General features: G+C 58.5%; 19 protein-coding genes and 1 pseudogene. 8 read left to right on the forward strand and 12 right to left on the reverse strand.

Features of this window, described 5'->3' with window-relative positions:
• Positions 1-104: 104 nt before the first annotated feature.
• Positions 105-1,604, reverse strand: coding sequence for a PLP-dependent aminotransferase family protein (locus tag SM130_RS06415; RefSeq protein WP_102823302.1), 1,500 nt, complete (start codon positions 1,602-1,604; stop codon positions 105-107).
• A gap of 367 nt (positions 1,605-1,971) precedes the next feature.
• Between SM130_RS06415 and SM130_RS06420 the strand changes: the two genes are divergently transcribed.
• Positions 1,972-3,219: a benzoate/H(+) symporter BenE family transporter gene (locus SM130_RS06420; protein WP_102823303.1), complete on the forward strand. Its 1,248-nt coding sequence runs from the start codon at positions 1,972-1,974 to the stop codon at positions 3,217-3,219.
• Between the two features lie 192 nt (positions 3,220-3,411).
• Here the strand turns inward: SM130_RS06420 and SM130_RS06425 are convergent, their stop codons facing one another.
• From SM130_RS06425 to SM130_RS06455, 7 genes are all read right to left on the reverse strand, one after another.
• Positions 3,412-3,918 carry a DUF523 domain-containing protein gene (locus tag SM130_RS06425; RefSeq protein ID WP_102823304.1) on the reverse strand — a complete coding sequence of 169 codons (507 nt, stop codon included), beginning with the start codon at positions 3,916-3,918 and terminating at the stop codon, positions 3,412-3,414.
• A gap of 222 nt (positions 3,919-4,140) precedes the next feature.
• Positions 4,141-4,827 carry a hypothetical protein gene (locus tag SM130_RS06430; RefSeq protein ID WP_102823305.1) on the reverse strand — a complete coding sequence of 229 codons (687 nt, stop codon included), beginning with the start codon at positions 4,825-4,827 and terminating at the stop codon, positions 4,141-4,143.
• A 105-nt stretch (positions 4,828-4,932) separates the two neighbouring features.
• Positions 4,933-5,469: a GrpB family protein gene (locus SM130_RS06435; protein ID WP_102823306.1), complete on the reverse strand. Its 537-nt coding sequence runs from the start codon at positions 5,467-5,469 to the stop codon at positions 4,933-4,935.
• Entirely contained in the window at positions 5,469-5,879 is a 411-nt protein-coding gene (locus SM130_RS06440; protein WP_102823307.1) for a GFA family protein, read from the reverse strand. The genes SM130_RS06435 and SM130_RS06440 overlap by 1 nt, the downstream gene beginning before the upstream one ends.
• A gap of 102 nt (positions 5,880-5,981) precedes the next feature.
• A complete protein-coding gene (locus SM130_RS06445; RefSeq protein ID WP_102823308.1) occupies positions 5,982-6,485 on the reverse strand; it encodes a GNAT family N-acetyltransferase in 504 nt (167 codons plus the stop codon).
• A gap of 63 nt (positions 6,486-6,548) precedes the next feature.
• Positions 6,549-8,249 (reverse strand): response regulator, encoded by a 1,701-nt coding sequence (locus SM130_RS06450; protein ID WP_181019201.1) that lies wholly within the window; start codon positions 8,247-8,249, stop codon positions 6,549-6,551.
• On the reverse strand, positions 8,233-9,759 hold the full coding sequence (locus SM130_RS06455) for an ATPase domain-containing protein (RefSeq protein WP_102823309.1): 1,527 nt from the start codon (positions 9,757-9,759) through the stop codon (positions 8,233-8,235). Before SM130_RS06455 ends, SM130_RS06450 begins: the two co-directional genes overlap by 17 nt.
• Before the next feature lie 433 nt (positions 9,760-10,192).
• Between SM130_RS06455 and SM130_RS06460 the strand changes: the two genes are divergently transcribed.
• From SM130_RS06460 to ggt, 3 genes and pseudogenes are all read left to right on the forward strand, one after another.
• On the forward strand, positions 10,193-11,500 hold the full coding sequence (locus tag SM130_RS06460) for an ABC1 kinase family protein (RefSeq protein WP_102823864.1): 1,308 nt from the start codon (positions 10,193-10,195) through the stop codon (positions 11,498-11,500).
• 17 nt (positions 11,501-11,517) lie between these two features.
• A complete protein-coding gene (locus tag SM130_RS06465; RefSeq protein WP_102823310.1) occupies positions 11,518-12,219 on the forward strand; it encodes an SDR family NAD(P)-dependent oxidoreductase in 702 nt (233 codons plus the stop codon).
• Positions 12,220-12,583: 364 nt separating this feature from the next.
• Positions 12,584-14,257 (forward strand): annotated as a pseudogene (gene ggt, locus SM130_RS06470) (gamma-glutamyltransferase).
• Positions 14,258-14,382: 125 nt separating this feature from the next.
• On the opposite strand, the gene SM130_RS06475 reads toward ggt, so the two are convergent.
• The 3 genes from SM130_RS06475 to SM130_RS06485 form a co-directional block, all read right to left on the reverse strand.
• Positions 14,383-14,775, reverse strand: coding sequence for a VOC family protein (locus tag SM130_RS06475; protein WP_015276279.1), 393 nt, complete (start codon positions 14,773-14,775; stop codon positions 14,383-14,385).
• Positions 14,776-14,954: 179 nt separating this feature from the next.
• Positions 14,955-15,641: a hypothetical protein gene (locus SM130_RS06480; protein WP_102823311.1), complete on the reverse strand. Its 687-nt coding sequence runs from the start codon at positions 15,639-15,641 to the stop codon at positions 14,955-14,957.
• Between the two features lie 52 nt (positions 15,642-15,693).
• On the reverse strand, positions 15,694-17,442 hold the full coding sequence (locus SM130_RS06485; protein ID WP_102823312.1) for an ATP-binding protein: 1,749 nt from the start codon (positions 17,440-17,442) through the stop codon (positions 15,694-15,696).
• Between the two features lie 665 nt (positions 17,443-18,107).
• Here SM130_RS06485 and SM130_RS06490 point away from each other — a divergent pair.
• From SM130_RS06490 to SM130_RS06505, 4 genes are all read left to right on the forward strand, one after another.
• Entirely contained in the window at positions 18,108-18,620 is a 513-nt protein-coding gene (locus SM130_RS06490) for a type II secretion system protein N (RefSeq protein ID WP_181019202.1), read from the forward strand.
• A 114-nt stretch (positions 18,621-18,734) separates the two neighbouring features.
• Positions 18,735-20,369: a DUF6531 domain-containing protein gene (locus tag SM130_RS06495; RefSeq protein ID WP_102823314.1), complete on the forward strand. Its 1,635-nt coding sequence runs from the start codon at positions 18,735-18,737 to the stop codon at positions 20,367-20,369.
• Between the two features lie 17 nt (positions 20,370-20,386).
• Complete coding sequence (locus SM130_RS06500) at positions 20,387-23,134, forward strand: RHS repeat-associated core domain-containing protein (protein WP_102823315.1); 2,748 nt, start codon at positions 20,387-20,389, stop codon at positions 23,132-23,134.
• An 8-nt stretch (positions 23,135-23,142) separates the two neighbouring features.
• Positions 23,143-23,373 (forward strand): hypothetical protein, encoded by a 231-nt coding sequence (locus SM130_RS06505; protein ID WP_102823316.1) that lies wholly within the window; start codon positions 23,143-23,145, stop codon positions 23,371-23,373.
• Between the two features lie 461 nt (positions 23,374-23,834).
• Here SM130_RS06505 and SM130_RS06510 read toward each other — a convergent pair whose 3' ends face one another.
• Positions 23,835-24,725, reverse strand: a complete 891-nt coding sequence (locus tag SM130_RS06510; RefSeq protein WP_102823865.1) for an ImmA/IrrE family metallo-endopeptidase — start codon at positions 24,723-24,725, stop codon at positions 23,835-23,837.
• Position 24,726 lies beyond the last annotated feature (1 nt).

Genomic DNA, 24,726 nt, shown 5'->3' on the forward strand with positions numbered 1-24,726 from the left:
GTTGGCGGCCCGAAATTTTTTTGGCTTTGCTGCGCGCGATGCGTACTTAGGCACGACGCCTGCTGCTGAGCTACGCCTTGAGCCGCTAGCTCTCTGCAGCTCGCCTAGCGGGGCTTCAACGCATTGGCCAGGCGCAACATGGCCGTTTCGATTTCAAAAGCGGTCAATGACGCGTAACCCAATAGCCAGCCTTGTTTCTTCTGCTCACCGGCGTACAGGCGACTCAATCCAGAGAGCTGGATACCCACGCTAGCCGCCTGCTGGATGGTGTCGTTCTCGAGCCATCCGTCGTGCAGCACGCACGGAATCTGTAGTCCACCAGGAGGGCGCAACGCCGTAACAACACCGTTCAGATGCTCGCCGATCGCGTCGAGCATGGTCGAACGGCGCGCGGCGTACAGCTTGCGCATGGCCCGGACATGGGCGTTGTAGTGGCCATCCTCCATGAAGCGGGCCAGGGTCAGTTGCAGGACTTGTGGCGTGTGGCCGTCGATCATGCTGCGCGCGTAGGTGAAGGCTTTGACCAGTTCGTGGGGCAGTACCATGTAGCCCATTCGCAAACCGGGATAGAGGGTCTTGCTGAAGGTGCCGACGTAGAGCGTGCGCTGGTATTTGTCCAGGCCCTGTACGCACGCGGTTGGCTGCCCGTCGTAGTGAAACTCACTGTCGTAGTCGTCTTCGATGACCCACTTGCCTTTTTCCGCTGCCCAGTTGATCAACTCGAGACGCCGCTCCAGCGGCAAAGTAGCGCCAGTGGGGTATTGGTGCGAAGGCGTGACATAGACACAGTTGGCGCCGCTACGGTCGGCCTGCAGCAGGTCGGTGCGTATCCCCATTTCGTCTACATCGATAGGCAGAACCTTGGCCTCGGCGGTTTCAAAGGCTTTCTTGGCGCCGTAGTAGCCCGGGTTTTCCAACAAGATCGGCTTGCCGGCGTCGACCAGCAATTGCGCGCATAGAAAGAGGGCCTGGCGAGTGCTGCTCAGTACCAAAATTTGGTCGGGAGAGCATTTGGCTCCGCGCTCGAGGTTCAAGTAGGTAGCGATGGCCTTGCGCAGCGGCTCGGCGCCTTGCGGATCGCCATGCAACAGCACGTTGGCGCGATGGTCTTTCATCACCTGACGTTGCAGGCGTGTCCAGACATCGGTCGGAAAGGTGCGGGTTTCGGGCAGGCCGGTGGCAAACGCCTTGATCACCTGTTGGTCGTTCACACCGGCACTGTCGAAAATCATCCGCCCTCGCTGGCTCAACCCCGTTCCCGGCAACGCCTGGCTGCTTTTGACTTCTTGCGCCTTGATGCGCCGCCGGGCTGCGCCGCGTAATTCGGTACCTACGGTTTCACAGACATAACTGCCAGAGCCCTCGCGCCTGACGATAAAGCCATCCCGATGCAGTTGTACGTAGGCATTTTCCACAGTGTCTCTGGCAACCCCGAGTGACTTGGCGAGGACCCGGGTCGCGGGAAGTTTCAGGCCTGGGTCGAGGGCGCCTTCGAGGATCAGAGCACGCAGCGCGCGCTGAATCCGCTGGTGTAGATCCAGCAGCTGAAACTCAGCATCGTTAAGACGCATTTTCAGGGTTTCCAGCTCGAATGCTTTTGCCATGCGGTCTGCCTGATCTCAATAAAGAAGCGCTTGAAGGCAGGCCAGTCTATTCATGGACTTCGCCCCTCGCCACAGCATTTGCGCCAGGCGAGCGAGCACCCACGCTGCGAGCAATTTGGAACAAGGGTTATTCAGGTTTACCGCGACCGCGTGCAAGCGCCGTCTCGTTTTTGCGTGTGCGAACAGGCCAGGCTGTACGCGCTCAAACGGCACGTTTCGGTCAGCGCTTGGACGCTTGAGAAACCGCTAGTCGCGATAAGTGGTCTGGTGTTTCGGCTTTAAGCGTACGGGTAGGGCCTGCCACTTAGGCGTTATAAAACACCTGTTACGCAAGCCAATCACCTCGTTTTGCAAGGAGCAAAGCACCATGTCCTCGTCAGCTTCCGCGTCGCCCCTTCGTCTACGCGACCTTCTGCATCCGATTGTCGCCGGATTGGTTTCAGTCATCGTCAACTATGGCGGCACGTTCATCCTGGTCTTTCAGGCCGCCAAGGTCGCCGGGCTCAGCCCGGAACTGACGGCGTCGTGGGTGTGGTCGGTGTCGATTGGTGTGGGGATTACCGGGCTGTTACTCAGTTGGATGAACCGTGAGCCGATCATTACCGCTTGGTCGACACCCGCTGCCGCCTTTCTGGTGGTCGCGCTGTCCACCACGCCTTACGCCGAGGCGGTCGGTGCGTACGTCATTTCGGCTGCTGCCTTCGTGCTGCTGGGTGTGTCCGGCTGCTTTGAGAAGGTTATCCGCCTGATCCCGCCGGGCGTGGCTGCGGCGCTGCTGGCCGGCATTCTGCTGCAGTTCGGAATCGGCGCGTTTGCTGGCATGAGCCTTGATCCCGTATTGGTCGGCGTGCTGATTGCAGCTTATGTGGTGCTCAAACGCTTCACGGCGCGCTACGCGGTGGTGGGCATTCTGATGCTGGGGCTGGGGTTTCTGCTGACGCAGGGGCGTGTGGATCTTTCGGGGCTGTCGCTGCAATTTGCGGCACCGTTATTCACTCGGCCCGAGTTTTCGCTCAATGCGTTGCTCAGCGTGGCGCTGCCGCTGTTCCTGATTACCCTCACCGGCCAGTACATGCCGGGCATGCTGGTGCTGCGCAACGATGGTTTCAGCACCAGCGCCAACCCTATCCTGACTGTCACGGGGCTGGGCTCACTGCTGATGGCACCCTTCGGTTCTCACGCGTTCAACGTCGCCGCCATCACGGCAGCCATCTGCACCGGTAAGGAAGCTTCGGAGGATCCGTCCAAGCGTTGGATCGCCGGGGTTGCCGCAGGCGTGTTCTACATCCTTGTCGGGGTTTTCGGGGTGACTCTCGCCGCCGTGTTTATGGCGCTCCCGGCCGCCTTCATTACCACGCTGGCCGGGTTGGCCCTGCTCGGTACTATCGGCGCGAGCCTGGCCAGCGCCATGGCTGACGTCAAATCCCGCGAAGCCTCGCTGATCACTTTTCTGGCGTGCGCCGCGAACATCACCTTGCTGGGGATCGGGGGCGCGTTCTGGGGGTTGTTGATCGGTTTGGCGGCGCACGCTCTGCTCAATGGTCGTTTGCCACGTCGCGAGGGAGCGGCCAGCCCGGCAGTCGACGCTGTTGTGACGAGCAAAGGAGCCCACTGATGCTCGCTCAACGAGAAGACGCTGCCATCCTGCACGAGCGCCATGGCCGTTACCCCAGGCTGCCAACGTCGAAGACTCCGCCGCAACCAAAGTCGAGCACCGACCCCGCGTAGCAAATTGGCTACGCGAAGGCCAGCATCAACGGTTCCGTCGGGTGCTTCGTGCCATATTCAATAACAGAAGCGCCGCCGACTACCTTGCATTTCCTTCTTGTTCGCTCTGTTCAATCCGTGTCTTTAGCAGCGCGATAGAGTGCTGGCTGAAAACCTGAATTCCATTGCGTTCCAAAAGTTCTGTGGTAACTCCGCGGCCTGGGATCTTTGTGCCTGTGAATGTGCCGTCGTAGATTGTCGAGCTGCCGCACGAAGGGCTCGACTCAGCCAGAATTGCATACTCTATTCCATGCTTCTGGCAGAACTGGAGTGTCAGCTTGGCTCCGTTCAAAAAGTAGTCAGTGACATCAATTCCGTCATTTCCAATAACCAGCGAACCCTGATCCAGGACGTCTTTTCCCGTACCTTGCACAATTTCAGCTGGGGCTCTCGGTGTGGGCAGGCCTGACGCGACTTCAGGACAATAGCGGACGATTTCGAAATGGCTATCCAGCCAGTCCCTGTTCTCGTCGGCAATGCTCAGGCAGCCGCCGTTGTACCTTACGTTTTCTCCGGCGAGGCATGAGCTGACTAGTATTTTTCTCATTATGTTTCCCGGTTATAGGCTGTGATTGCCGTCAGGCTGAGCGAACGCGATGAAAAGGCCGAATGTTGGCAACATGGCTATACGAGTCGATCAGTTCAAACATATTCGCTGGAGAAATGGTTTCGGCTTTCATGGGCTACCCGTTGGTTAGGCCGGCGTAAGGATGCGTTACGCCAGCTGTCAATAGATCCTCAGGAGCGGCTTCATGTTGGCTTGACGTACTTATTTTGACGGCCCGATCACGCTGTCCATATGTATATAGTCGAAGTCGGTAACGTCTTTCAGCTTGATCGGTGCTTGAGCCGTAAACCTAGTCCAGGTTTCCTTGAATTTCTCGTCGCCGCCTTCGGCATCCTGATTGATGTTCTCTCTAGTCAGCATCTTTCTGGTCAGTAGATTTATGCTGGTTGTCCGTTCAATAAGTGGTCCGCGATTTTGACTGTCGTCGTAACCGATCAATTCGAAATCGGAATTCTGATAGCGAAAGGTGTAAGACCAATAGCCATATCGGCCATGGCCGTAATTAATAAACAGATTGCCTTTGTTTATGTTGATGCTCAGCTCTGGCGCAAAATAGACACCGCCGTCTTCGTTCTCGGAGGAAAAGCAATCGAGGTTTTTCAGGGCTGGTTCGTATGTGCCGTTATTGTCGAAGACAATGACGATGCCCCGGCGGTTACGGTCCAGTGTGCCGCGGTACTCATGATCAATAAAGTTCGCGCTATCCGTTCCTTTGATGAGCAATACGTAATCCGTTTTGCCGTCTTTGTTCAGGTCGCCTTCGATTGTCTCTGCGACCACATACCCGGCGGGGACCAAATCGGACGGCGACTTCGCGATTATCGGTGCTGCGTGCCCTACGGCCGACGTTCCAAGTACCAGTAAGGCCAAGAGGGCTACTTTATTCATTCAAAGGCTCGTTAATTTCTATACGGGAGTAGTGTGCGTGCCTGGAGACTCATATGTTCGGCCCTGCCTGCCGGCCACGCGGGCTAGTCATGTTCCGGTATTTCATCAAGCCTCGAGCAAGACGGTGCGAATAAAGTCCGTTTTAGCATCCGTATAGGCGTCCCGGTCTTTGGGGTGCGCTGCCGCTAGCGCCTTTTTCAGTGCGGCATACCTGGCGGCGAGCGCTGGACTGGCCCTTAGGGCGTCGCGAAATCTAAGTCGTTCATGCCAGACACAACTGTCATGGACGACAAGATGAAGATGATGGGTCCGGTGCCCGTCTGCCCAGCGCATGAACCACTTTCGATCTGATAGAGAGTCGTTGAACTCGGAAGACGTGGTGTAGCCGGATTGGCACAGCGGTAGCGCAAGCCGTTCGGCCGTTGCGATGGATTGAACGCCAGCAAGCATGTCGATGATGGGCTTGGCACTGAGGCCGGGGACCGCGGTACTGCCAATGTGCTGGATCTCTTGGAAGGTGTCAGGAAAGAGAGACAGGAGTCGGTCACGCTCCAGGTCGTACGCCCGAGGCCAGGAGGCTTGATAAGCGTGCAGCTTTACCTCTTCATGGATGGCCGCCAGCAGCGACTCTTCTTCGGTCATCACGCGTTCTCTGCGAAGCCCTGGCTGCAGTCGTCGAGCCTGTGCCACGGGGCTTTGGATTGCAGATGGATGTGCTTTTGCTTCGGCGATACAAAGGCCGTGTCCAAGGTGCCCAGCGCAATCGAAATCCAATCGGAATACTCGCCATGTTCTTTCGCCCAGAACAGCGAAGCACCGCAGCGAGTGCAGAATTGGCGTACTACCGATTCGGATGACCGAAAGGCGATGATGTGCTCCATGCCCGTGCAAATGCGAAGGTCGGCGCGGGGCACGCTCGCATAACTGGCGAATGCCGCTCCATGGCTTTTCCTGCACTGAACACAATGACAGTGGCTGAGTGCCTTCGGCGGTGTGAGCGTTTCGTATCGAACCGCGCCGCACAGGCAGCTTCCTTGGAAAGACTCGGTCAATCTGTGGCGCTCCGTTCAAGCTGGGTGGCGGTACGGCGTGGCCCGATTCTGTAGCGGCCCGTTCTGCTCACGCGCACAGAGTGGCCAGCCGTCGAGCTTGGCTCAATCAAGCAGCGTCGTCTCTTGCTTGAAAATGCGAAAGCCGCGCGCCTGGTAGTTTGCCAGTGCTGCCGGATGATCCAGGGTGCAGGTATGTACCCATATGCGCTGGGTCTCAGGCCAGGCCCAGGCGCTTTCGATTGCATGACTCAACAGTGGCCCGCCGAAGCCTCTGCCCAGAAATTGCGGCGCCAGGCCAAAGTAGCGAATCTCCACGCTGAAATCGTCCGCTTGATGCAGCTCGTAATAGCCGGCGATGGCGCCTTTGTAATAGGCAACCCATGTTCGATGGTCCGGTTGTTCGACTAGCGTCTGCCAGTCCGCGATGGCCCATGTATCCAGATCACTCCATCCCCATTGCTGCCCCACCAGCTGGTACAGGAAACGGTTGAGTTCGGGCTGGGGCACTTCGCACTCGATGATCTGAAGTTCGGCAGGCAGCGGCTTGGGCCGGAGTTCATTTGCCGACGTCATATCGAGGTAGTACGTGGTACATGCGCTGTTCATCTGGGCCTCCGTAGATGCGGTGGCTCAGCCTAACACCAGAAGATGGCACGACAGAAAGGGCGACTATCCAAACCTGCAGGTAACCGTGGCGGCGCCATCGATCGCCTCGCGCAACGCTGTTGCCAGGTCTTCGAGGCGGTAAGGTTTGGCCAGCACATGCACACCTACTGCCGCCGCCGATTGTTGCGCGGCTTCGGCGTAGCCACTGGTGAGCAGCACGGGAACGCCCAGCGCGCGAGTGCCAATCTCGCGTGCGAGCTCAACGCCGTTCATGCCGCCGGGCATCATCACGTCGGAGAATACGATGTCCACCTTGCACCCGTTCGCCAGCGCGCTCAGGGCTTCGGTGGCGCTGCCGGCATGGGTGACGCGATAGCCGAGATGCTCAAGCATCTCGCCAACCAGGGCGGCCACTTCCTCGTCGTCGTCCACCAGCAGGACGCTGCCCATAGCCGCATCGGTGCTGTCGTCCGCGTCACGCTCGACTTCGTCAGGCAATGCCGGAATTTCCTCGGCGCGCGGTAGCAGCAGGATCACGCTGGTGCCTTTTCCGCATTCGCTTTCGATCCATACGGTGCCGCCCGACTGCCGGGCAAAACCATAGACCTGAGCGAGGCCGAGGCCAGAGCCCTTGCCGATTTCCTTGGTGGTGAAGAAAGGATCGAACACGCGGGTGCGTACATCGGCTGGTATGCCGGTACCGGTGTCGGTCACGGCCAGACGGACGAAGTCTCCACGACGGCCGAGCACCTTTTCATCGGGCGCGTTGCAGGCCTGCAGCAGTACCGAGCCGCCCATGGGCATGGCGTCGCGGGCGTTGACCGCCAGGTTGAGGATCACCAGTTCCAGCTCGCCCGGATCGACCTGCACCGGCCACAGATCTGGCGCGAATTGCTGGTGAACATGCACATCGCCGCGCAGGCTGCGGTCGAGCATTTCGCGCATCTGACTGATGCGCCGGGCCAGGTCCACGGGTTCGGGGGCCAGCGACTGGCGCCTGGAGAATGCCAGCAGCTGACGGGTCAGCGCCGAGCCGCGCTGCGCTGCCTGACGCATGCCATCCATCAGACGCTTGCGGCGCTCCGGGTCGGCGCGGCGGTCGAGCATGTCGAGGCCGCCGGTAATGACCATGAGCAGATTGTTGAAATCGTGGGCAATGCCGCCAGTGAGCTGGCCGATGGCCTCGATCTTCTGCGTCTGGCGCAGGGTTTCCTCGATATGCGCGCGTTCGGCCATCTGGGTGCGCAATTCGAGGTTGGTTTCTTCCAGTTCGCTGGTTCGTTCGACGACCAGCGCTTCGAGCTCCTGCGAGGCCCGTTCGCGTGCTTCCAGCAGCGTTCGGACTTCGTACTGCCGGTGCCGCCCACGTAACGCGGCCTTTACCGCACTGGTCAGGGTGATGCTCTGTACGGGACGCTCCAGCAGAGAGACGTTGCGCAACGCAGCGACCATGCGCTGGCGCCACGCGGCGACTGCCGGCTGCTGATGCTTGCTGGTCAGCACCACGAAGGGAAAGTCGGACCAGGCCGGTTGTTGCTCGACCCAGGCGGCAAGCCCTTCGAGATCTTGGCCAAACAGCCCTTCTTCGGCAATGAACACCGCGTCCGCGTCGGTTTCCGCACGCTGCAGCACTTCGTCGACGCTGTGACACACAACGGCTTCCATGCCGCTGCGACTGAGCAGCTCGGCCGAGGCGGGACCGTCACGGCCGATGGGGGCATAGACGACTACGATGGGGCTATCTCGCTTAGTGGGGGTCGTCATGCTCGTCTGTCAGTAGATAAGTCGCATCACCGGTGTATTCCGGTGTGCCCGATAGAATGCCGTTGAAGTGACTCAAAGGCGGCCCTACCTGGATCCCATCAGCGCTGAGGCGATATTCCCTGATGGTGTTTTCGTGCCGGCCGCTGCGCTTTTTCACCACCGAAAGCGCTCGGCGAACCACCCCCGAGTGCTCGAAATAGCGCTGCATGATAACCGCATCGCTGAGGTAGCTGATGTCGATGGGCGTATCCATCGGGCCGACCAGGCCATGCTGGGCCAATACCATGATGCTGATAACGCCTTTTTGTCCCAGGTAGCTAAGCAGTTCATGCATCTGCAGAATCAGGAACTTGCCGTCCGGCATCGCGTGCATGTAACCGTTGAGGCTGTCGAGCACGACCAGCTTGGCGCCTAGCTCCTCGACGCTGTCACGGACCGCAGCGGTGAATTGACCAGGCGACAGCTCGGCAGGGTCGACCTGTTGCAGGTGCAGCAGGCCCTGGTCGAGCCATGGCTGCAGGTCAAGCCCGAGCGCCCGCCCGCGGGCCAGCAGGGTGCCGATGTTTTCGTCGAATACGAAGAAGGCGACCTGCTCGCCGCGCTGACAGGCGGCGTAGGCATAGCTCAGCGCCAGTGATGATTTGCCGACCCCGGCGGCGCCGACCAGCAGTGCGTTGGTACCGCGCTCCAGCCCACCGCCCAGCATCTTGTCCAGCGCCTCATTGCCCGAGGATGCTGATTCGCCGATGGACGGGGAATGGTGCTCCGACGCAATCAGGCGAGGGTAGATCTGCAGGCCGCCTTTCCGGATGACGAAGTCGTGGTAGCCACCTCGGAACTGGATGCCGCGCATCTTGATCACGCGCAGGCGCCGGCGTTCGGCACCGTAATCGATGGCCAGTTGTTCGAGCATGACCACGCCGTGGGAGATGGAATGCAGCTGCAGGTCGCCACTCTCGGAAGTCTGGTCATCCAGCAGAATCACCGTGCAGTTGCGCGAGGTGAAGAAGTGCTTGAACGCCAGCACCTGCCGCCGATAGCGCAGCGGGCTCTGCGCCAGCAGGCGCATCTCGGAAAGGCTGTCGAAGATCACTCGCGTCGGGTTGGTTTCGCTGACGCGGTCGAATACCTGCTGGGTGGTTTCGCTCAGCTCCATTTCCGCTGGGTGCAGTACGGTCAGCTCGAGCTCCGGGTCGAGGCTGGTTTCCGGTGGGATCAGCTCGAAAACATCGATGCCCTCGAGCGTCCAGCCGTGACGCTTGGCCACCAGCTCCAACTCGGCTTTGGTTTCGGAGAGGGTTACGTAGAGGACGCGCTCGCCCGAACGCACGCCTTCGAGCAGAAACTGCAAGGCCATGGTGGTTTTGCCGGAACCTGGGCTGCCCTCATAAAGGTACATGCGGTTGGGGTCCAGGCCGCCGCCCAGAATGTCGTCCAGCCCCTTGCTGCCGGTAGAAATGCGAGGGGCTTCATCGTTCGTTTGGAAGGAAGGATTATTGAAATCGGTCATTCCGTTCTCCTTAGCGCAGACTCCGCTGCGTGCTTGTTCCCGCGCTACATCTAGTTCGTGCTGACGAAGCTGGCGTGGGAACACGCCCGTTTTGCCGTCAAGGCAGGTCGGGCCGGAAGCCGCTCGATTCGCTGCCAAATTGGCTGTCATTGCACGCTGAAGGCGTGGGTCCGACAAGCGATGACCGAGCGGCGCAGTCACTTAATCCGACTCGTCTGACGTCCGCCCGTTCCGCCTGAGCGCTTTTTCGCTCTGCGGCTCGGGCGCCGCTTTCGCACCGTATAGGTGGCTGCGAGTGCATGGCAGGCGCCGTTTCGCTTGTTTGTTGGCCATGCTTGCAGCCGTATTTCGGCGCAACAGACTGCAACCATTCACCCTTGGATCGCACGGCGGGCTGGCCCATGATCAGCCTTTGCCTTCGCGGGTTGCCTGCATGTCTCGATTCTCTCGTCCATCGGCTTCGGCGCTGGGCCGCTTTCTGCAACTGGGCGGCACCGGTGCGCGCATTGCTGGCAACCTGCTGGTGCAGCGCATCACGCCGGGCAAGGCGCGCATCGACTGGGAACCGGTTGGCGATCTGCTGGGTGATGCGCTTGGGCAGATGAAAGGCCCGGTGCTGAAACTTGGGCAACAGGCCTCGCAATGGCAGGACCTGTTGCCCGAGCCAATCAGCGCTGCCCTGGCGCGCTTGCAGAACCAGGTGCCTTCGCTGCCATTCGATGCGCTGGAAGCCAACCTGCAGCGCCTGTACGACGGCAAGCTTTACGAACTGTTCGATTCGATCGAGCCCGAGCCGGCCGCAGCAGCCTCGCTGGGACAGGTGCACCGCGCTCGGGATCGCCAGGGCAGGGCGCTGATCATGAAGGTCCAGTACCCCGGCATCCGCGCCATCTGCGATGCCGATCTGCGTCAGTTGCGTCGCTTGATGCCGTTGGGGCGATTGTTCGGGACGCCGCCCGCGCGTCTTGATGCCGTCTACATCGAGCTGCAACGGGCCATTGCCGAGGAACTCGACTACGACGCCGAGCGCGCCAATCTCGAAGCCTTCCGCGAGCACTTCGAAAGCTGGCCGGGCATCCGCATACCCTATGCCGCGGGCGAACTTTGCAGGCCCGGTGTGCTGGTGCAGGAAGACCTGCCGGGCCGCTCCATGGCCGAGGTCGATCAGGCCACGGCGGAAGTGCGCCAGCGCCTGGCCGAAACCCTCTGCCAATGGCTGGCCGAGCAGGCATTCGGGCTGCAACGGCTGCATACCGACCCGCATCCCGGCAACCTCGCCTGGACCGCGAGCGGCGAACTGGTGGTCTACGATTTCGGCAGCGTGCTGCGCCTGGAACCACGGCTGCTGACCGGCTACGTGCAGATATTCGAAGCGCTGCGTGGCACTTCCAGCGAGGCGCTGGAGCCGGGTTTTCAGGCCCTGGGCGGGCGCCAACCAGGGAGCACGGCGCCGCACGGGCTGTATCGAAGCATCCACCTGATGCTGCACCCGTTGCTGCAACCCGGCGCGCAATGGGATTTCCGCGAGGCGGCGCTGCATCAACGGCTGTCCGAGCTGTTCCCCTTGATGATGTCCGCACTCGGCAGCCTGCAACCGGCTTCCGGCACCTTGCTGATCAATCGCACCCTGGAAGGCCATTACTGGAACCTCTACCGGCTCGGCGCCTGCCTGCCCATCGCCGACCTGCTTGCCGAACATATCGCGCGTTGGCGCAGCGAAGCGGGCGTTCGCCGGCCATAAACCTGCTGGAGATCGTTATGCCGTTGGAATCATTTCCCGAAGGGTTTCGCGCGCTGGTCATCGGTGCATCCGGTGGCATCGGCGCCGCACTGGTCGATGCCTTGCGCAGCGATCCGCGCTGCGCGTCGGTCATCGCCCTGAGCCGCTCGTCAGAGCCGGCGCTCGACCTGACCGATCCCGCCAGCATCGAACAAGCCGCGACCAGCGTGGCGGAGCAGGGGCCGTTTCACCTGATCATCAACGCCGCGGGCGTGCTGCACGGTGGCGACTTCATGCCAGAGAAGCGCCTGGCCGATCTCAACCAGGCGCAGTTGCTCGCCACCTTCCAGATCAACACCTTCGGCCCGGCCATGCTGCTGCGTCACTTCAGCGACCTGCTCGACCGCCAGCGCGGCGTGCTCGCCATGCTTTCAGCCAAGGTCGGCAGCATCGGCGACAACCGCCTCGGTGGCTGGTACAGCTACCGCGCCTCCAAGGCCGCGCTGAACATGCTGCTCAAGACCGCCTCCATCGAGGTGCGCCGCAGCCAGCCGAATGCGGTGCTCCTTGCGCTGCATCCGGGCACGGTGAACTCGCGGCTGTCGCAACCCTTCCGCGGCGCGGAGATCGGCCGACCCGCAGCCGATGCAGCACAGGATCTGTTGCGGGTGATCGATGGCCTGGGGCCGGAGGCCAGCGGTGGGTTTTATGCGTATAGCGGGGAGGGATTGCCGTGGTAAGCAGCCGCGGAGCGGACGGTGACGGACAGCCAGGCTCGATAGGCGTCCTCGTGCCGGCGGACGAAACCGCGTAACAAAGGCCCGAGATGCGATTGCGGGCCAAGCAGCCTAGCGCTCATCGCTGCACATTTTTTTTTCACAAATATCCAGCCTGCATGCATCGCCAATATTGAGTCATAGATTTTTCAGCCAAGCTTCGCCTGCATATTTAAAAGCACATTCCAGAAGCGCCAGTTCTCTCGGCCGGCGCGGCATTCTCCTCAAGCTCGCTGCGCACCGACGCCTCGCCCCCATTGTCTATCTTGGTGATAACCGCCCCAGCCATCGCGGGGCGGCAGTGATCACAACAATAAGGATGAGCACGATGCGCTTGCTTCAGATCAGCAGATTGACCCTTGGCATGGCGATCGTCGCCACCGGCCACATCGCCCACGGTGCGCTTCTGGAAGGCGGTGCGGTCGCCGCCCCCGACGAGTACAGCGCCAAGGTGGCCGCCCAGGTGCTCAAGGCCGGCGGCAACGCGGTCGATGCCGCGGTAGCGACCGCCTTTACGTTGGCCGTTACCTACCCCGAGGCCGGCAATATCGGCGGCGGTGGCTTCATGACGCTGTATATCGAGGGCAAGCCGTACTTTCTCGATTACCGGGAAGTCGCACCCAAAGCCGCCAGCAAGACGATGTACCTCGACGACAAGGGCGAGGTCGTCGAGAACCTGAGCCTGGTCGGCGCCAAGGCTTCCGGCGTGCCCGGCACCGTGCTCGGCATGTGGGAGGCACATCAGCGGTTCGGCAAGTTGCCCTAGAGCGAGCTCATCACCCCGGCGGTCGGCTATGCCCGTGCAGGTTTCACGGTGGCCGACCAGCAATACCAGTACCGCGAGGATGCACTCGGCCTGTTCAAGGGGACGACCAATTTCGAAGATTACTTCGGCGCAATGAAGGCGGGTTCCACCTTCCGCCAGTCGGAGCTGGCCGAGACCCTGGAACGCATCGCCGACAAGGGGCCTGACGACTTCTACAAAGGCAAGACCGCCGACTTGCTGGTGGCCCAGATGGGGCGTGACGACGGGCTGATCACCAAGGAGGACCTGGCCGGCTACCGCGTCAAATGGCGCGAGCCGATGCGCGTGGATTGGCAGGGCAACAGCCTCTACACCGCGCCACTGCCCAGCTCCGGCGGTATCGCCCTGGCGCAGCTGATCGGCATGAAGGAGCAGCGCGCCGCCGATTTCAAAGGCGTCGAACTGAACTCGGCACGCTACATCCACCTGCTGGCGGAGATCGAGAAGCGCGTCTTTGCCGACCGTGCCGACTACCTGGGCGACCCGGACTATTCCGACGTGCCGGTCGCGAAGCTGACATCGGCTGACTACCTGAAGCAACGCGCCGCCGAGATCAATCCCACGGCCATCTCCGAAACCGAAAAGGTACGCCCGGGCCTTGAGCACAGGCAGACGACCCACTTCTCCATCGTCGATGCCGATGGCAATGCGGTCAGCAACACCTACACCCTCAATCTGGACTACGGCAGTGGGGTGGTGGTCAAGGGCGCCGGCTTCCTGCTCAACAACGAGATGGACGACTTCAGCGCCAAGCCGGGCGTCGCCAATGCCTTCGGTGTGGTCGGCAGCGACGCCAATGCCATCGAACCGGGCAAGCGCATGCTGTCCTCCATGAGCCCGAGCATCGTCACGCGCGACGGCAAGGTCAGCCTGGTGCTCGGTACGCCGGGCGGCTCGCGCATCTTCACCTCGATTTTCCAGGTGCTGAACAACGTCTACGACTTCGACATGCCGCTGGAAAAAGCCGTCGCCGCGCAACGCGTGCATCACCAGCTGCTACCGAAGGACACCATCTACTACGACGCCCATGCGCCGTTGACCGGCAAGGCTGCCGACGAGCTGAAAGCCATGGGCTACACGCTGGAGGATCAGGGCTGGCTGATGGGTGATATCCAGGCGATACGCGTCGACGGCACCCGTTTGCAGACCGGATCAGACCCGCGCGGTCGTGGCGTGGGGATGGTCGTCAAGCCTTGATGGGGAAGGGCACGCGAAGGGAATCGCTGCCTTCTTGTGAAACGTCATGCGCCGCAGCGGGCTGCGGCGCATGAGGTCCAGCTTTCAGCGCCGCACATGGCTTGTGCGGTGTTTAGAGAGGGAAATTACTGCGGGCGGTAGATGGCGCACAGCTTGTTGCCGTCAGGGTCGCGTACATAGCTGAGGTGCAACGCGCCGAGGCTGGTTTCGCGCAGTCCCGGCGGCTCCTCACAGGTGGTGCCGCCATGGGCGACGCCGACATCGTGAAACGCCTTGACCTGCTCCGCCGAACTGCACTTGAAGCCAATGGTGCCGCCGTTGCCGACGGTCGCTTCCTCACCGTTGATCGGCTCGGTGACACCGAACAGGCTGCCGTCGTGGCGGTAGAACAGGCGGGTATGCCCGGATGGCCCCACGTTGCGCAACGGCTCGCCTGCGCCGAGTACGCCGAGCACGGCGTCGTAGAACCGCTTCGACCGTTCAATATCATTCGAACCGACCATTACATGGTTGAGCATGGGGGCCTCGCTAGGTGGTTTGGAGTTGTGCGGGTATGGAGCAGGCACTCTAGCATCGGGATGGAGAGGGGGGACAGACGGTGGGTTGGGTCGCGAGTTCAGATGTTCGCACGGCCGTCAGCGACAGCTTTCGGCCAAAAGTGGCCATTACATGCTTCTAAAAAGGACGGCGTGTTTAATTACGCGATTTCTAATCCGTATTGGAATAGCGCCATGTCCATAACTCGGGCAGTGGGGTATGGAAGTTTTAGACGTCCTGTTTCTAGGTGCAAGGTGGGGGAATTTAGCTCCTGAACCACGCCGGCCAACGCGGTAAGCCCCTTCCCGCTGGCGGCGGTGATGAAGGGCCGGCGGGGAAATAAATCTCGGCAAGCTGCGATGTAAAAACGGTCAAGTGCCGGGCACTCACCCCAAACCCCCATCAGGATTTTGGTCTTGAGAGTATCTGTCCAGGAGACGTTAGATGCTAAAGACTCCATGGAGTCCAGTACTGAGTCCAGCAGTTTCTGGTGGTATACCAGCTGCGGAGCGCCTGAGGCGAAATCATCCATAGAAAGCTCCAACAGCTCGGGGCCTTGACCTTCAAAAAGAAGCTTAGCTAAAGCCTTCATCAGATCTAGGTTGCTATTCTGCAGAAGCCCTGATGAGCCGCGAAACATTCCCCAGTTCGCTAGGTAGAAGCCGATGTGTAGCGCTGTGGTATCTATCTGATCCTCTGAGATGAGGTCAGCCCAGTTAGTACGGGATTCGTCCCAGATGTACTCGTAAAGGAACTCCCAGGCTTTGAGTCGTGGGTAATCGTTGCCCGACGAGGGCAGGATTTTTTGGTAATAGGCTTCAGCGTAAATGTTAGCGTCAAAGGTCATGACCGATTTCCTGTAAACCTTGAAGGTGTCATTGCTGATGTGGCGAGGGGAACTAGGCCGGACGTGACCGCAATTGCCACTGAATTTGTCTTCTGGCAGTGGAAAAGACATCGACGAACAGCATTGCCGAAACGTTAGGTTCGAGGTTGGTCGCGGGGAAATCCTCAGACCGCTTCCCTCCGATTATCAGCACCTTGATTGGTTTACTGACATGTTTGGCGAAGTCATGGCGATAGCTGGTCGCTTGCTGGTAATCAACGTATTTGAGTGCGTGACTGGGGCGTTTGAACTCAATCAGCAAATACTCTCCATTGAGGTCTTCGCTTAGGAGGAGATCAGGTCGTTTGGAGGCGAGTTCACCTACGTACTGGTCACCGAGATAGTCTTCCACCTGACGTTGCAGTGTCTTGTTAGAGCTGAACAGTGAGTACTCGGGCCCAAGTATCCAGAGGCTGTTCTCTATCGCTCGATGCATAGTCGCCTCAAGTGTGTTGGTCGTTGCAGCCAACATCTCAAGCTGATCCAAGTAAGCGGATCGAGCGTTGGCTTGTTCTACCAGGAAGGCCATATCTGCAAGGCCAAATTCGCTGAGTGAGTCCACTACGGCAGAGATGTCACGACGCTTTGCCTCGGCAACATGCTCAAGAAGAAATCGGTAGTCGGATCGTTCGAGCGCTTCCAAAATTACGAATACGATTGGCTCGACTTTGCTAGGGGCTTCGTCATAGTACTTTTCCAAGATTCGTTTGATGGCACGATCTGCGTACTCACGTTTGAACTCTGGCATTCCAGCCAATCGCTCATGAATTGTCTTCTGCAACCGAGCGTGAGCCAGACGCATCTCCATTCCGTGTGTCTCTACAAACGCATCCCTAAGCTTCGCCTGTACGTGCTCTGACACTTGGTGGAACAACTCGCTGTTTTCCACAACAGCATCCCATCCGGCAGTGACATGTTCGCTCAAACCATCGGCGTCGATTTCACCAAACATTTTTCTGAGAAGCTTGGGCGGAAAATCATCGCATTCGTCTAGGCCGAAGAAGCTTGGCTTTCCCACGGCTTTTCCGTCGACCATCAAAGTGATTCCCGGCTGTCGCAGGCCAGTCTTGGCATCGCTGATGGCGAATCGCAAGGTTACGTCACCAGCCTCAGGTAGAGTGGTGCTGTCTTCGCGGTAAGTGCCAGAGAGGTCGTCGATGGCCAGGGGCTTGCCATTGACCGTAATACTGAAGTCTTTCTGTCTGCCGTACTCTTGGAGAAGAATCTGGCGAAGTTTATTGGCATCAGGGTAGGCTAGTTCTTGGTGTAGATCCGACAGCGTTATTGAGGTGCCGTGCAGCTCTGGTGAGCAAGGCACCACTTCGGCATCAATTGGTAAGTGCTCGATATCAGCCTGCTCTTCCAGCGCTTTTAAACTCAACGTGAAGCTTACTTCACTGCTCCGTGCGTAAGTTGTCAGTTTCATAACTGATGCTGCCATCAAGCCTGCGAACTTACCGATTCCTTTTCGACCTTTGATTAGTCGTTGCTTTCCAGTCGTTCGCAGGCCTCGTTTGGAGCGCCGATCAGATGCAATTTTTAAGTAATGAGCGGAGAGTTCCTGGGCGGTCATCCCTGTCCCGTCATCTATGACTAAAATTGGATCATTGCTGAGAGGGGCAGGTAGAGTGATCGACACCTGCTCCGCATCAGCATCCCAAGCGTTATCTACTAGCTCCTTCAATGCCTTCTCAGTGGATGAGTACTCTTGGCTGAGTAGAGTTGCCAGTCGTGAGTCCACTTGGAAATGTAATTTTTTCATTGCGCGATCATGTCCCTATTTCCCATCCGCTCAAATACGAATCCTTCCGGGCAGGACGCCTCACGGATGGCGGTTAACACGAGGTTTTAACCGATGCAATCAGTGATGGCAATTAGATGTCAATTGACGTTGTGCCAAGAAGCACGAGGATCCGTCACACAGAGGCCTATAGGTACATTGCGTAAATGGTGACAGATTTACTCACAGGCTAGCCGTCCGCTTCTGGCCGTTAGGTGCCGCTCACTTCGCATAGGCAAATTCAATCGAGACTTTGGAGGATCAAGGTCGATTGTTCGAAATACAGCGGGCCTCCGCGATTCAACGGCCGGAGCTTCCACGCTGACAAGTCCTCTAGGCAGGTGGTGCGAAATGGGCTGTGCTAATTTACCTGGTTCCTTTAGCGGATTCTGCGCAACCGGCCGCTGGCAAGATTTGATCAACTAGGGAAGACGCGCTCGTGATTTTCCTCGACCTCGGCCGCCATCTGCTTTGCGCATCACATCAAGTCTCGACCCCAAACTGTTCGACCTTTCCTCGGAATTGTGAAAAATGAGCGGTGCAGTTTTGGATTGCCGCCACGCATGAAACCACGCTTGCTATTTACGATCCTCAGACACCGCTCCTTGCCGTGGGCGGTGTCGCTTGTCGTAGCGATAGGAATGAGCGTGAATATTTACAACCAATGGCAGCAACTTAGGGAGGTTCTGCTCCAAGAGCCTGCCCGCGAACAAGCAGTGCTTGAGCCCAGGAAAGCGCCTGCCAACTATCGGAAAAATCTGTTCGGCGAACCTCGACAGCAGACACAGCCTTTACACGAAAGATCTCCGCTTCCGATGACACTGGTGGGTAGCTTCGTGCACCCGGTGAGCGCACGTTCCTCAGCCATTATTGTGGTTTCGGGCCGCCCCCCTCGTCTCTTCAAATCGGGTGACCAGATCGTCCCAGGTGCGATCCTAAGCGAAGTGCAACCCAGCCATGTCGTCCTGTCGCGCAACGGATCGCTTGATCCACTTTACTTTCCCGACGCGATGAAAGTCCCCGCCAAGCCAGTCGGACAGGTCGTACGCTATGCCGATCTTACGGATTCTTATCTTAAGAAACTCCACCCGACGCCATCCGAAAGTGCAACGGGGCTTCGTCTAGAGCCTCTGGGTCGCGTTAACCAGAACCCGCTATAGAGCGGATCCGACAGGCGGTCATCAGTTTTGCGGACTCGGCCACAAAGCGACGGCTGACACTTCTCGAACCCGAATCTAGCCTACCTGCATCATCCCAGACGTAGGATTTGGAACATGGATCGTTTCTCAAGCACGCTCGCCCTCACCCTTCTTAGCTCCGCATTCCTCGAACAATCCGCCCATGCCGCCGCGAACTGCACGACAGGTGGCGTTAGCTATTTCGGCACGGAAGTGTATGCGTCTCAGCCACCAGATGGCTCCGGGCAATATCTCTACCAGGTTGCCGGCCTCCAATGTTCAGGCGGCAAGGTGATCAAGTGGCTTGAAAGCAGTGCGTGGTATACGCCAGATCAGATGCTCGAGACGCTCAAATCAAGCAATGCAAACATGAAGCGGGTGTTCACCAACGACTGCAAGACACACGCGATCCTGCTCCACGACAACTTCACCGGCTCGGTCGATGGCGTCTCCGCGAGAAACTTCGCCGTTGCCAAGCAAACGCATTATGGAGTCTTTGCCGGCCCGGTCTTCTACAACCGACCCGCGGAGCTGCTCTGCCCCGACGTTCCGGGGGTTGGTGCACCAGACCTGCCTGGTGTCTGTCCTGTACCGTCAGCGCCACCCTTACTTGCTGGACAGGGTTCCCCAAGCCTGAGCGCTGGTAACCCGGTCGACGTGGCTTACGGAAACAAATTCCAGACTGAAATAGACTATTCCGGTCGCTCAGGCAGCGATATGCGCTTCGTTCGCTACTACAACAGCAGAACTACCAGTTGGACGCATACGTATTCAGCGCAGCTTAAGATTTCTCCCACCAAGGCCCTGCTCATTGACGCTGACGGCCGTCAAAGTCTGTTCAGCGTGTCCGGTACCGCCGTAACCGCATCGCCCAAGGAGCTCGGGCGCCTCGAGAAGACGGCCCAAGGATGGCGTTATGATTCCCCGCGCAACGATCATCTGCACTTCGACAGCGCAGGACGCTTGACTCGAGTCGAGCATGCGAGTGGGAGCTATGAAACCCTCACCTACGGCACTAGCAGCATTCTAGTTACCGACTCGCTCGGTAATGCAATGACCCTCGCCTTTAACACTGCCAATCGGTTGGCGGCGTTAACGGCTGGGGAGCTGCAGGTCAGCTATACCTACAACACGGCTGGTCGCCTGAGCAAAGCGACGCGCAGCCAGGGTGGAAATAGCCTTTCACGTACGTACCACTATGAGGACGCACGAGAAGGCGGCTGGCTGACCGGCATCACCGACGAACGTGGCGTGCGTTATGCCACCTGGGCCTATGACGCGCAGGGGCGAGCCACTAAAAGCGAACATGCCGGCGGCGCCGACCGTTACCTGTTCACCTACGGTAGCAACTCCACGACCCTGACCAACCCCTTGGGCAAAAAAGCCACTTACAGCTTCCAGACCATCGGCGGTGCCAAACGCATTAGCTCGCTGGCAGGCGTCGCATCGGCCAACTGTCCTAGCAGCAACTCCACGTTCACCTACGACGGCCGCGGCCTGATCAAGACCCGTACCGACAATAAGGGCAACCAGACGACGTTCGTCTACAGCGAACGCGGCCTGGAAACTAGCCGTACCGAAGCGGCTGGCACGCCGCAGGCCCGTACGATCAGCACTGAGTGGCACCCGACACTCTTCAGGCCCACCACCATCACCGAGCCCGAGCGAATCGTTCAGTTCAATTACGACGCGCAGGGAAATCCGGTTAGCCAGACCATAATCGAACGCTGATCAGAAGGAACTGACCAATGAAATCATCACATCGCATAAGTCTACTTGCGCTAACGCTCGCGACGGCACTGGGTGTGCCAAGCGTCCAAGCGCTTGAGCGCAGCTGGAGCTACACCTACAACAGCCTCGGCCTGATCGAGACAGCTGACGGCCCTCGCACCGACGTGTCGGATGTCACCACCTACACCTATGACGCCCAAGGCCATCTGACACAGGTAGCCAATGCCCTTGGCCACGTCACACAACTCTCGAACTTCGATACCTACGGCAACCCCCAGACGCTGATTGATGCCAACGGTGTGACGACTACCCTGACCTATGCACCGCAGGGCTGGCTGAGCTCCACAAGCACTGCCGGTAGCAGCACAAGCTTTGAGCACGATGCTATCGGGCAGATCACCAAAGTCACCCGCGGCGACGGAAGTTGGTTGCAATACACCTGGGACGACGCCCGTCGTCTGACTGCGATTTCGAACAACGTGGGCGAGAAGGTCGAGTATGACTATGACCTAATGGGCAACCGCACCGCTCAGCGCCTCAATGATGCATCCGGCGTACTGACCCAGCAACAGACTTGGGTGTATGACGAGCTCGGCCGCCTGCTGCGCGCCGTCGGCGCACAAGGCCAGATCCGGCAATACGGCTACGACCTGAACGATAACCTCGCACTTGGCACCACCCCCAAGCAGCACAGCACCGCTAACAGCTATGACGCGCTGGACCGCTTGGTCGCCAGTACCGACCCACTCAATGGTGTCACCGCCCTAGGCTACGATGCGCAGGACAACCTGACTCAGGTCAGCGACCCTCGCGGCGTCACCACCCAGTACCGGTACGATGGGTTAGGCAATCTAACCCAGCTGGTAAGTCCGGATAGCGGCACGACCGCCTTTGCACACGACGCTGCTGGCAACGTCATCCGTAAAACCGACGCCCGCGGCGTGGTGACGAGCTACGGCTACGATGCTCTGAATCGTCTAACCAGCAAGACGTATCCAACCAGCCCAGCGCTTAATATCCAGTACCACTACGACATGACTGCCGATGGCAATCATGGCGTTGGCCGACTCACAGCTGTGCAGGATGCCAGTGGAGTGCTGGGCTATCGCTACGACGCACGTGGCAACCTGACTCAGCAGCTTCGCTCACTCGAGGTGGCTGGCAGTGACGTCTACGACACGCTGCAGTACACCTACGACGGCGCCAACCAGCTCACGCGCATCGATTACCCAGCAGGCTTTGCTGTGCAATATCAGCGCAACGCTGCGGGGCAGGTTGGCGAGGTAGACATCGTTATCGATGAACAGCCTGCTGCCTTTGCCAGCGACCTGAGCTATATGCCGTTCGGGCCACTGAAGAGCCTTACCTGGGCCAACGGCATCAATCTTTCACGCACCTACGATCAGGACTATCGACTCACCCAGCAAAGCGTCGGACCTTGGCAGGTCAATTATGGCTACGACGCCAACAGCAATATCCAGAGCCTGGAGAGCGGCCTGTTCGGTGATCTGCTCTACGGCTATGACGCGCTCGATCGGCTGACCCGCGAAGATGAAGGTAATCAGCGCCTGCAGTATGGCTACGACGCGGTGGGCAACCGGACCAGCAAAGCGCTCATCGGCCTGAGCGAAGGCCAGCCCATGGGCAGCGTGGTCACCGATCTTAGTTATGCCAGCGACAGCAATCGGCTGGTAAGCATCGACGGACTGGGAGTGACCAGCGATGCCACCGGTAGCCTGACGCAATTCAGCAATAACCGAACCTTTGACTATGATGCCCAAGGCCGCTCGGCCCAGGTGAAGATTGGCAGCAACGTAATTGCCCAATACCGTTACAACGCATTGGGCCAACGCATTCACAAGATCACGGGCACAGCGACAACAACCTTTCTTTACGGCCCGAACGGCCAGCTGCTCGGCGAAACGCGCTACAGCCCCACCGGCGCCAAGCTCAGCAGCCAGTTCTACCTGTGGTTGGACAGTTTGCCACTGGGCGGCATTACCTTGGCCTATGATGCCGAGGGCGGCATCGCCAGCAGCAGTGCTTTCTATCTGCATGCTGATCACCTCAACACTCCACGGCTAGCTACCAACCAGTCCGGTAATGAAGTCTGGCGGTGGAAGTCCGATGCCTTTGGTGTAGGAGCGGCGGTAGGCGCGGCCACCATCAACTTGCGGTTCCCCGGCCAGTACTACGACAGCGAAAGCGGGCTGCACTACAACTACTTCCGCGATTACGACCCCGAGACTGGGCGGTACGTCGAAAGTGATCCGATTGGATTGGAGGGAGGGCTCAATACCTACGGGTATGCCTATCAAAACCCAATTAATAACTTCGACCCTGATGGGCGATTAGTTTGGTTTTTGGGGCTTGGGGCTCTTGGGGGCACTGGGACGACAGCTACTGCCGGTGCTGGTTTTTGGACAATGGGGGGGCTAGTAGGAGGAGCAGCGCTTACTGCTTCTATCTCTGGCTCAACTTCGCAAACTAGCGCCGAAACAGAAGCCAAGAGTTGTCCCAAGAATTGCCCACCGTGCAAAACTGTGAGCGGAAGAGTTGTTCCTCCTGGCACTCTAGGATACAGGCCGCTCGATGTCATTCCAGATGACCAAATGCAGCACGGCGTTTATGGTTCTCATCACAATATGTTCGTTGCCAATCAGAATCCTAATAATTGCCAATGTTTCTGGCAGAAGCAAAGTTACGTCCTAAAACCAGAGCAACTTCCGGCAACTGCGGTGCCAGTAGAACCATTCGTGAACTGAGATCCTATATGAAATATAAAAATGGAGAGGAAGTTAAGGTCGGCGATCAAGTAAAACTTGGTAGCGGCGATGCCGGCATGGTGGTTGGTGTTATTGATACCAACTCCTTTGCGCGTGATTATTCTGCCGAAGAGTGGGCATACCTAAAAACGGGTCTGCTTATACTTGCAAATGACTCGGCACTACTTCATTACCCTGAGCTGGACGAGGACGTTGAACTAATAGCCAGGAGTGTATAACTGGGTTGCACATCAAACTAAACAGGGCGCTAAATTCGTAGCGCTCTGTTTAAAAATCCACCCATGTCAGCAATTATGTTGTGGCATGGGCGCGCGCCTCATGATCCCAATAGCCCCCGAAACGCACCCAGCGTAAGCTGTATCAATTTCACCAGCAGGGTGTTCAGACTTTTTCGGTTTTAAGTATCAACCTTGACCAGCAGGGCGTTCAAGTTAGTGCAGCCCCTACAGCTGTGGGAACCGGAAGAATTAATACGGTCTGCTGGCTAAATTTGATACCTTGGGCCGGAAAGCTCTGAACACACTGCTGTAATCACGGAAGAGTTATTGAGCGCAACCTGGGATTATTTTCGCTTAGGTGTACCCTAACTCCCCAGGCAGGACGAACATCCCCTACCTGATCCTCGCCTAACAGGGGACGCCATTTCGATGACTATTGATCGCTGAGTGTGCTTGGCTCATCACTCATGTCGCCAGTGGCCATTTCCATCTTTTCGCTCTGCAAAGGGTGGCCATACTGAAGCAGTGCGGGGAAGGCAGAGCAGGGTAATGACATATTCGTATTGTTCTGACTGAATCTTCATTTCTCGCACGCACGCATTCCGATCTGCATGCGGGAACCAGAGCGATGCCGGGAGTTCAATCCCTCTGCGCTCCTGCGTAACCGTCGAGCACGCCGCTAGTGAACCCGTAGGAATCTTCACGACTTCCTTGCGCGTGCGAAAGAAGGCTCCATTTCGACGTGCTACCGCACTAGAAAACGCCCATTTCATAAAGCCATCGCGGGACAGAATGAGTACCGCACTTTCCTCGGTACACTTAATCCATTTCAACGCAGCGGCGGTCAGTGAGACTCCATAGCGCACAGCGCAGTGGCGCAACAGTTCAATGTCGACATCCGTTGTGAGCTGGTTACGAAAGTCGTTGAGCGGCATCAGTAGGAAGGAGGCGAACAGGTCAGCTTCGGCCTCAATGTTTTTCTCCTCCCAAGACAGCATGTCGTCACTGCTACACCTGAACTCGTCACGCTTAAGGCGATGAAGAATGTAATGCCCTAGTTCGTGAGCTTGGGTAAAACGGATCCGGCCTGGGGATGCCAATCCGTTGTTGTAAAGCATCATCCAGCGATTGCGCGCCTCGTTGGCGAATAGCGCCCCGTCGAAGCCTTTAATGTCGACGGACTCGACTTTAGCGATCGGATCCGGCCATTTGAAAACCTCCGCAGTGCCTAACGCGAGTTCGCTGACATCAACGGGGAAACGCGCAGCTCCATGTACCTCACTGACTCGGTCACAGATCTTGGTTAAGCGAATAGCAGCTTTCTGGGGCGTCCATACCTCGCGCTCAGGCATC

The sequence above is a fragment of the Stutzerimonas stutzeri genome (assembly GCF_038561965.1).
GTDB classification, from domain to species: Bacteria; Pseudomonadota; Gammaproteobacteria; order Pseudomonadales; family Pseudomonadaceae; genus Stutzerimonas; species Stutzerimonas stutzeri_AA.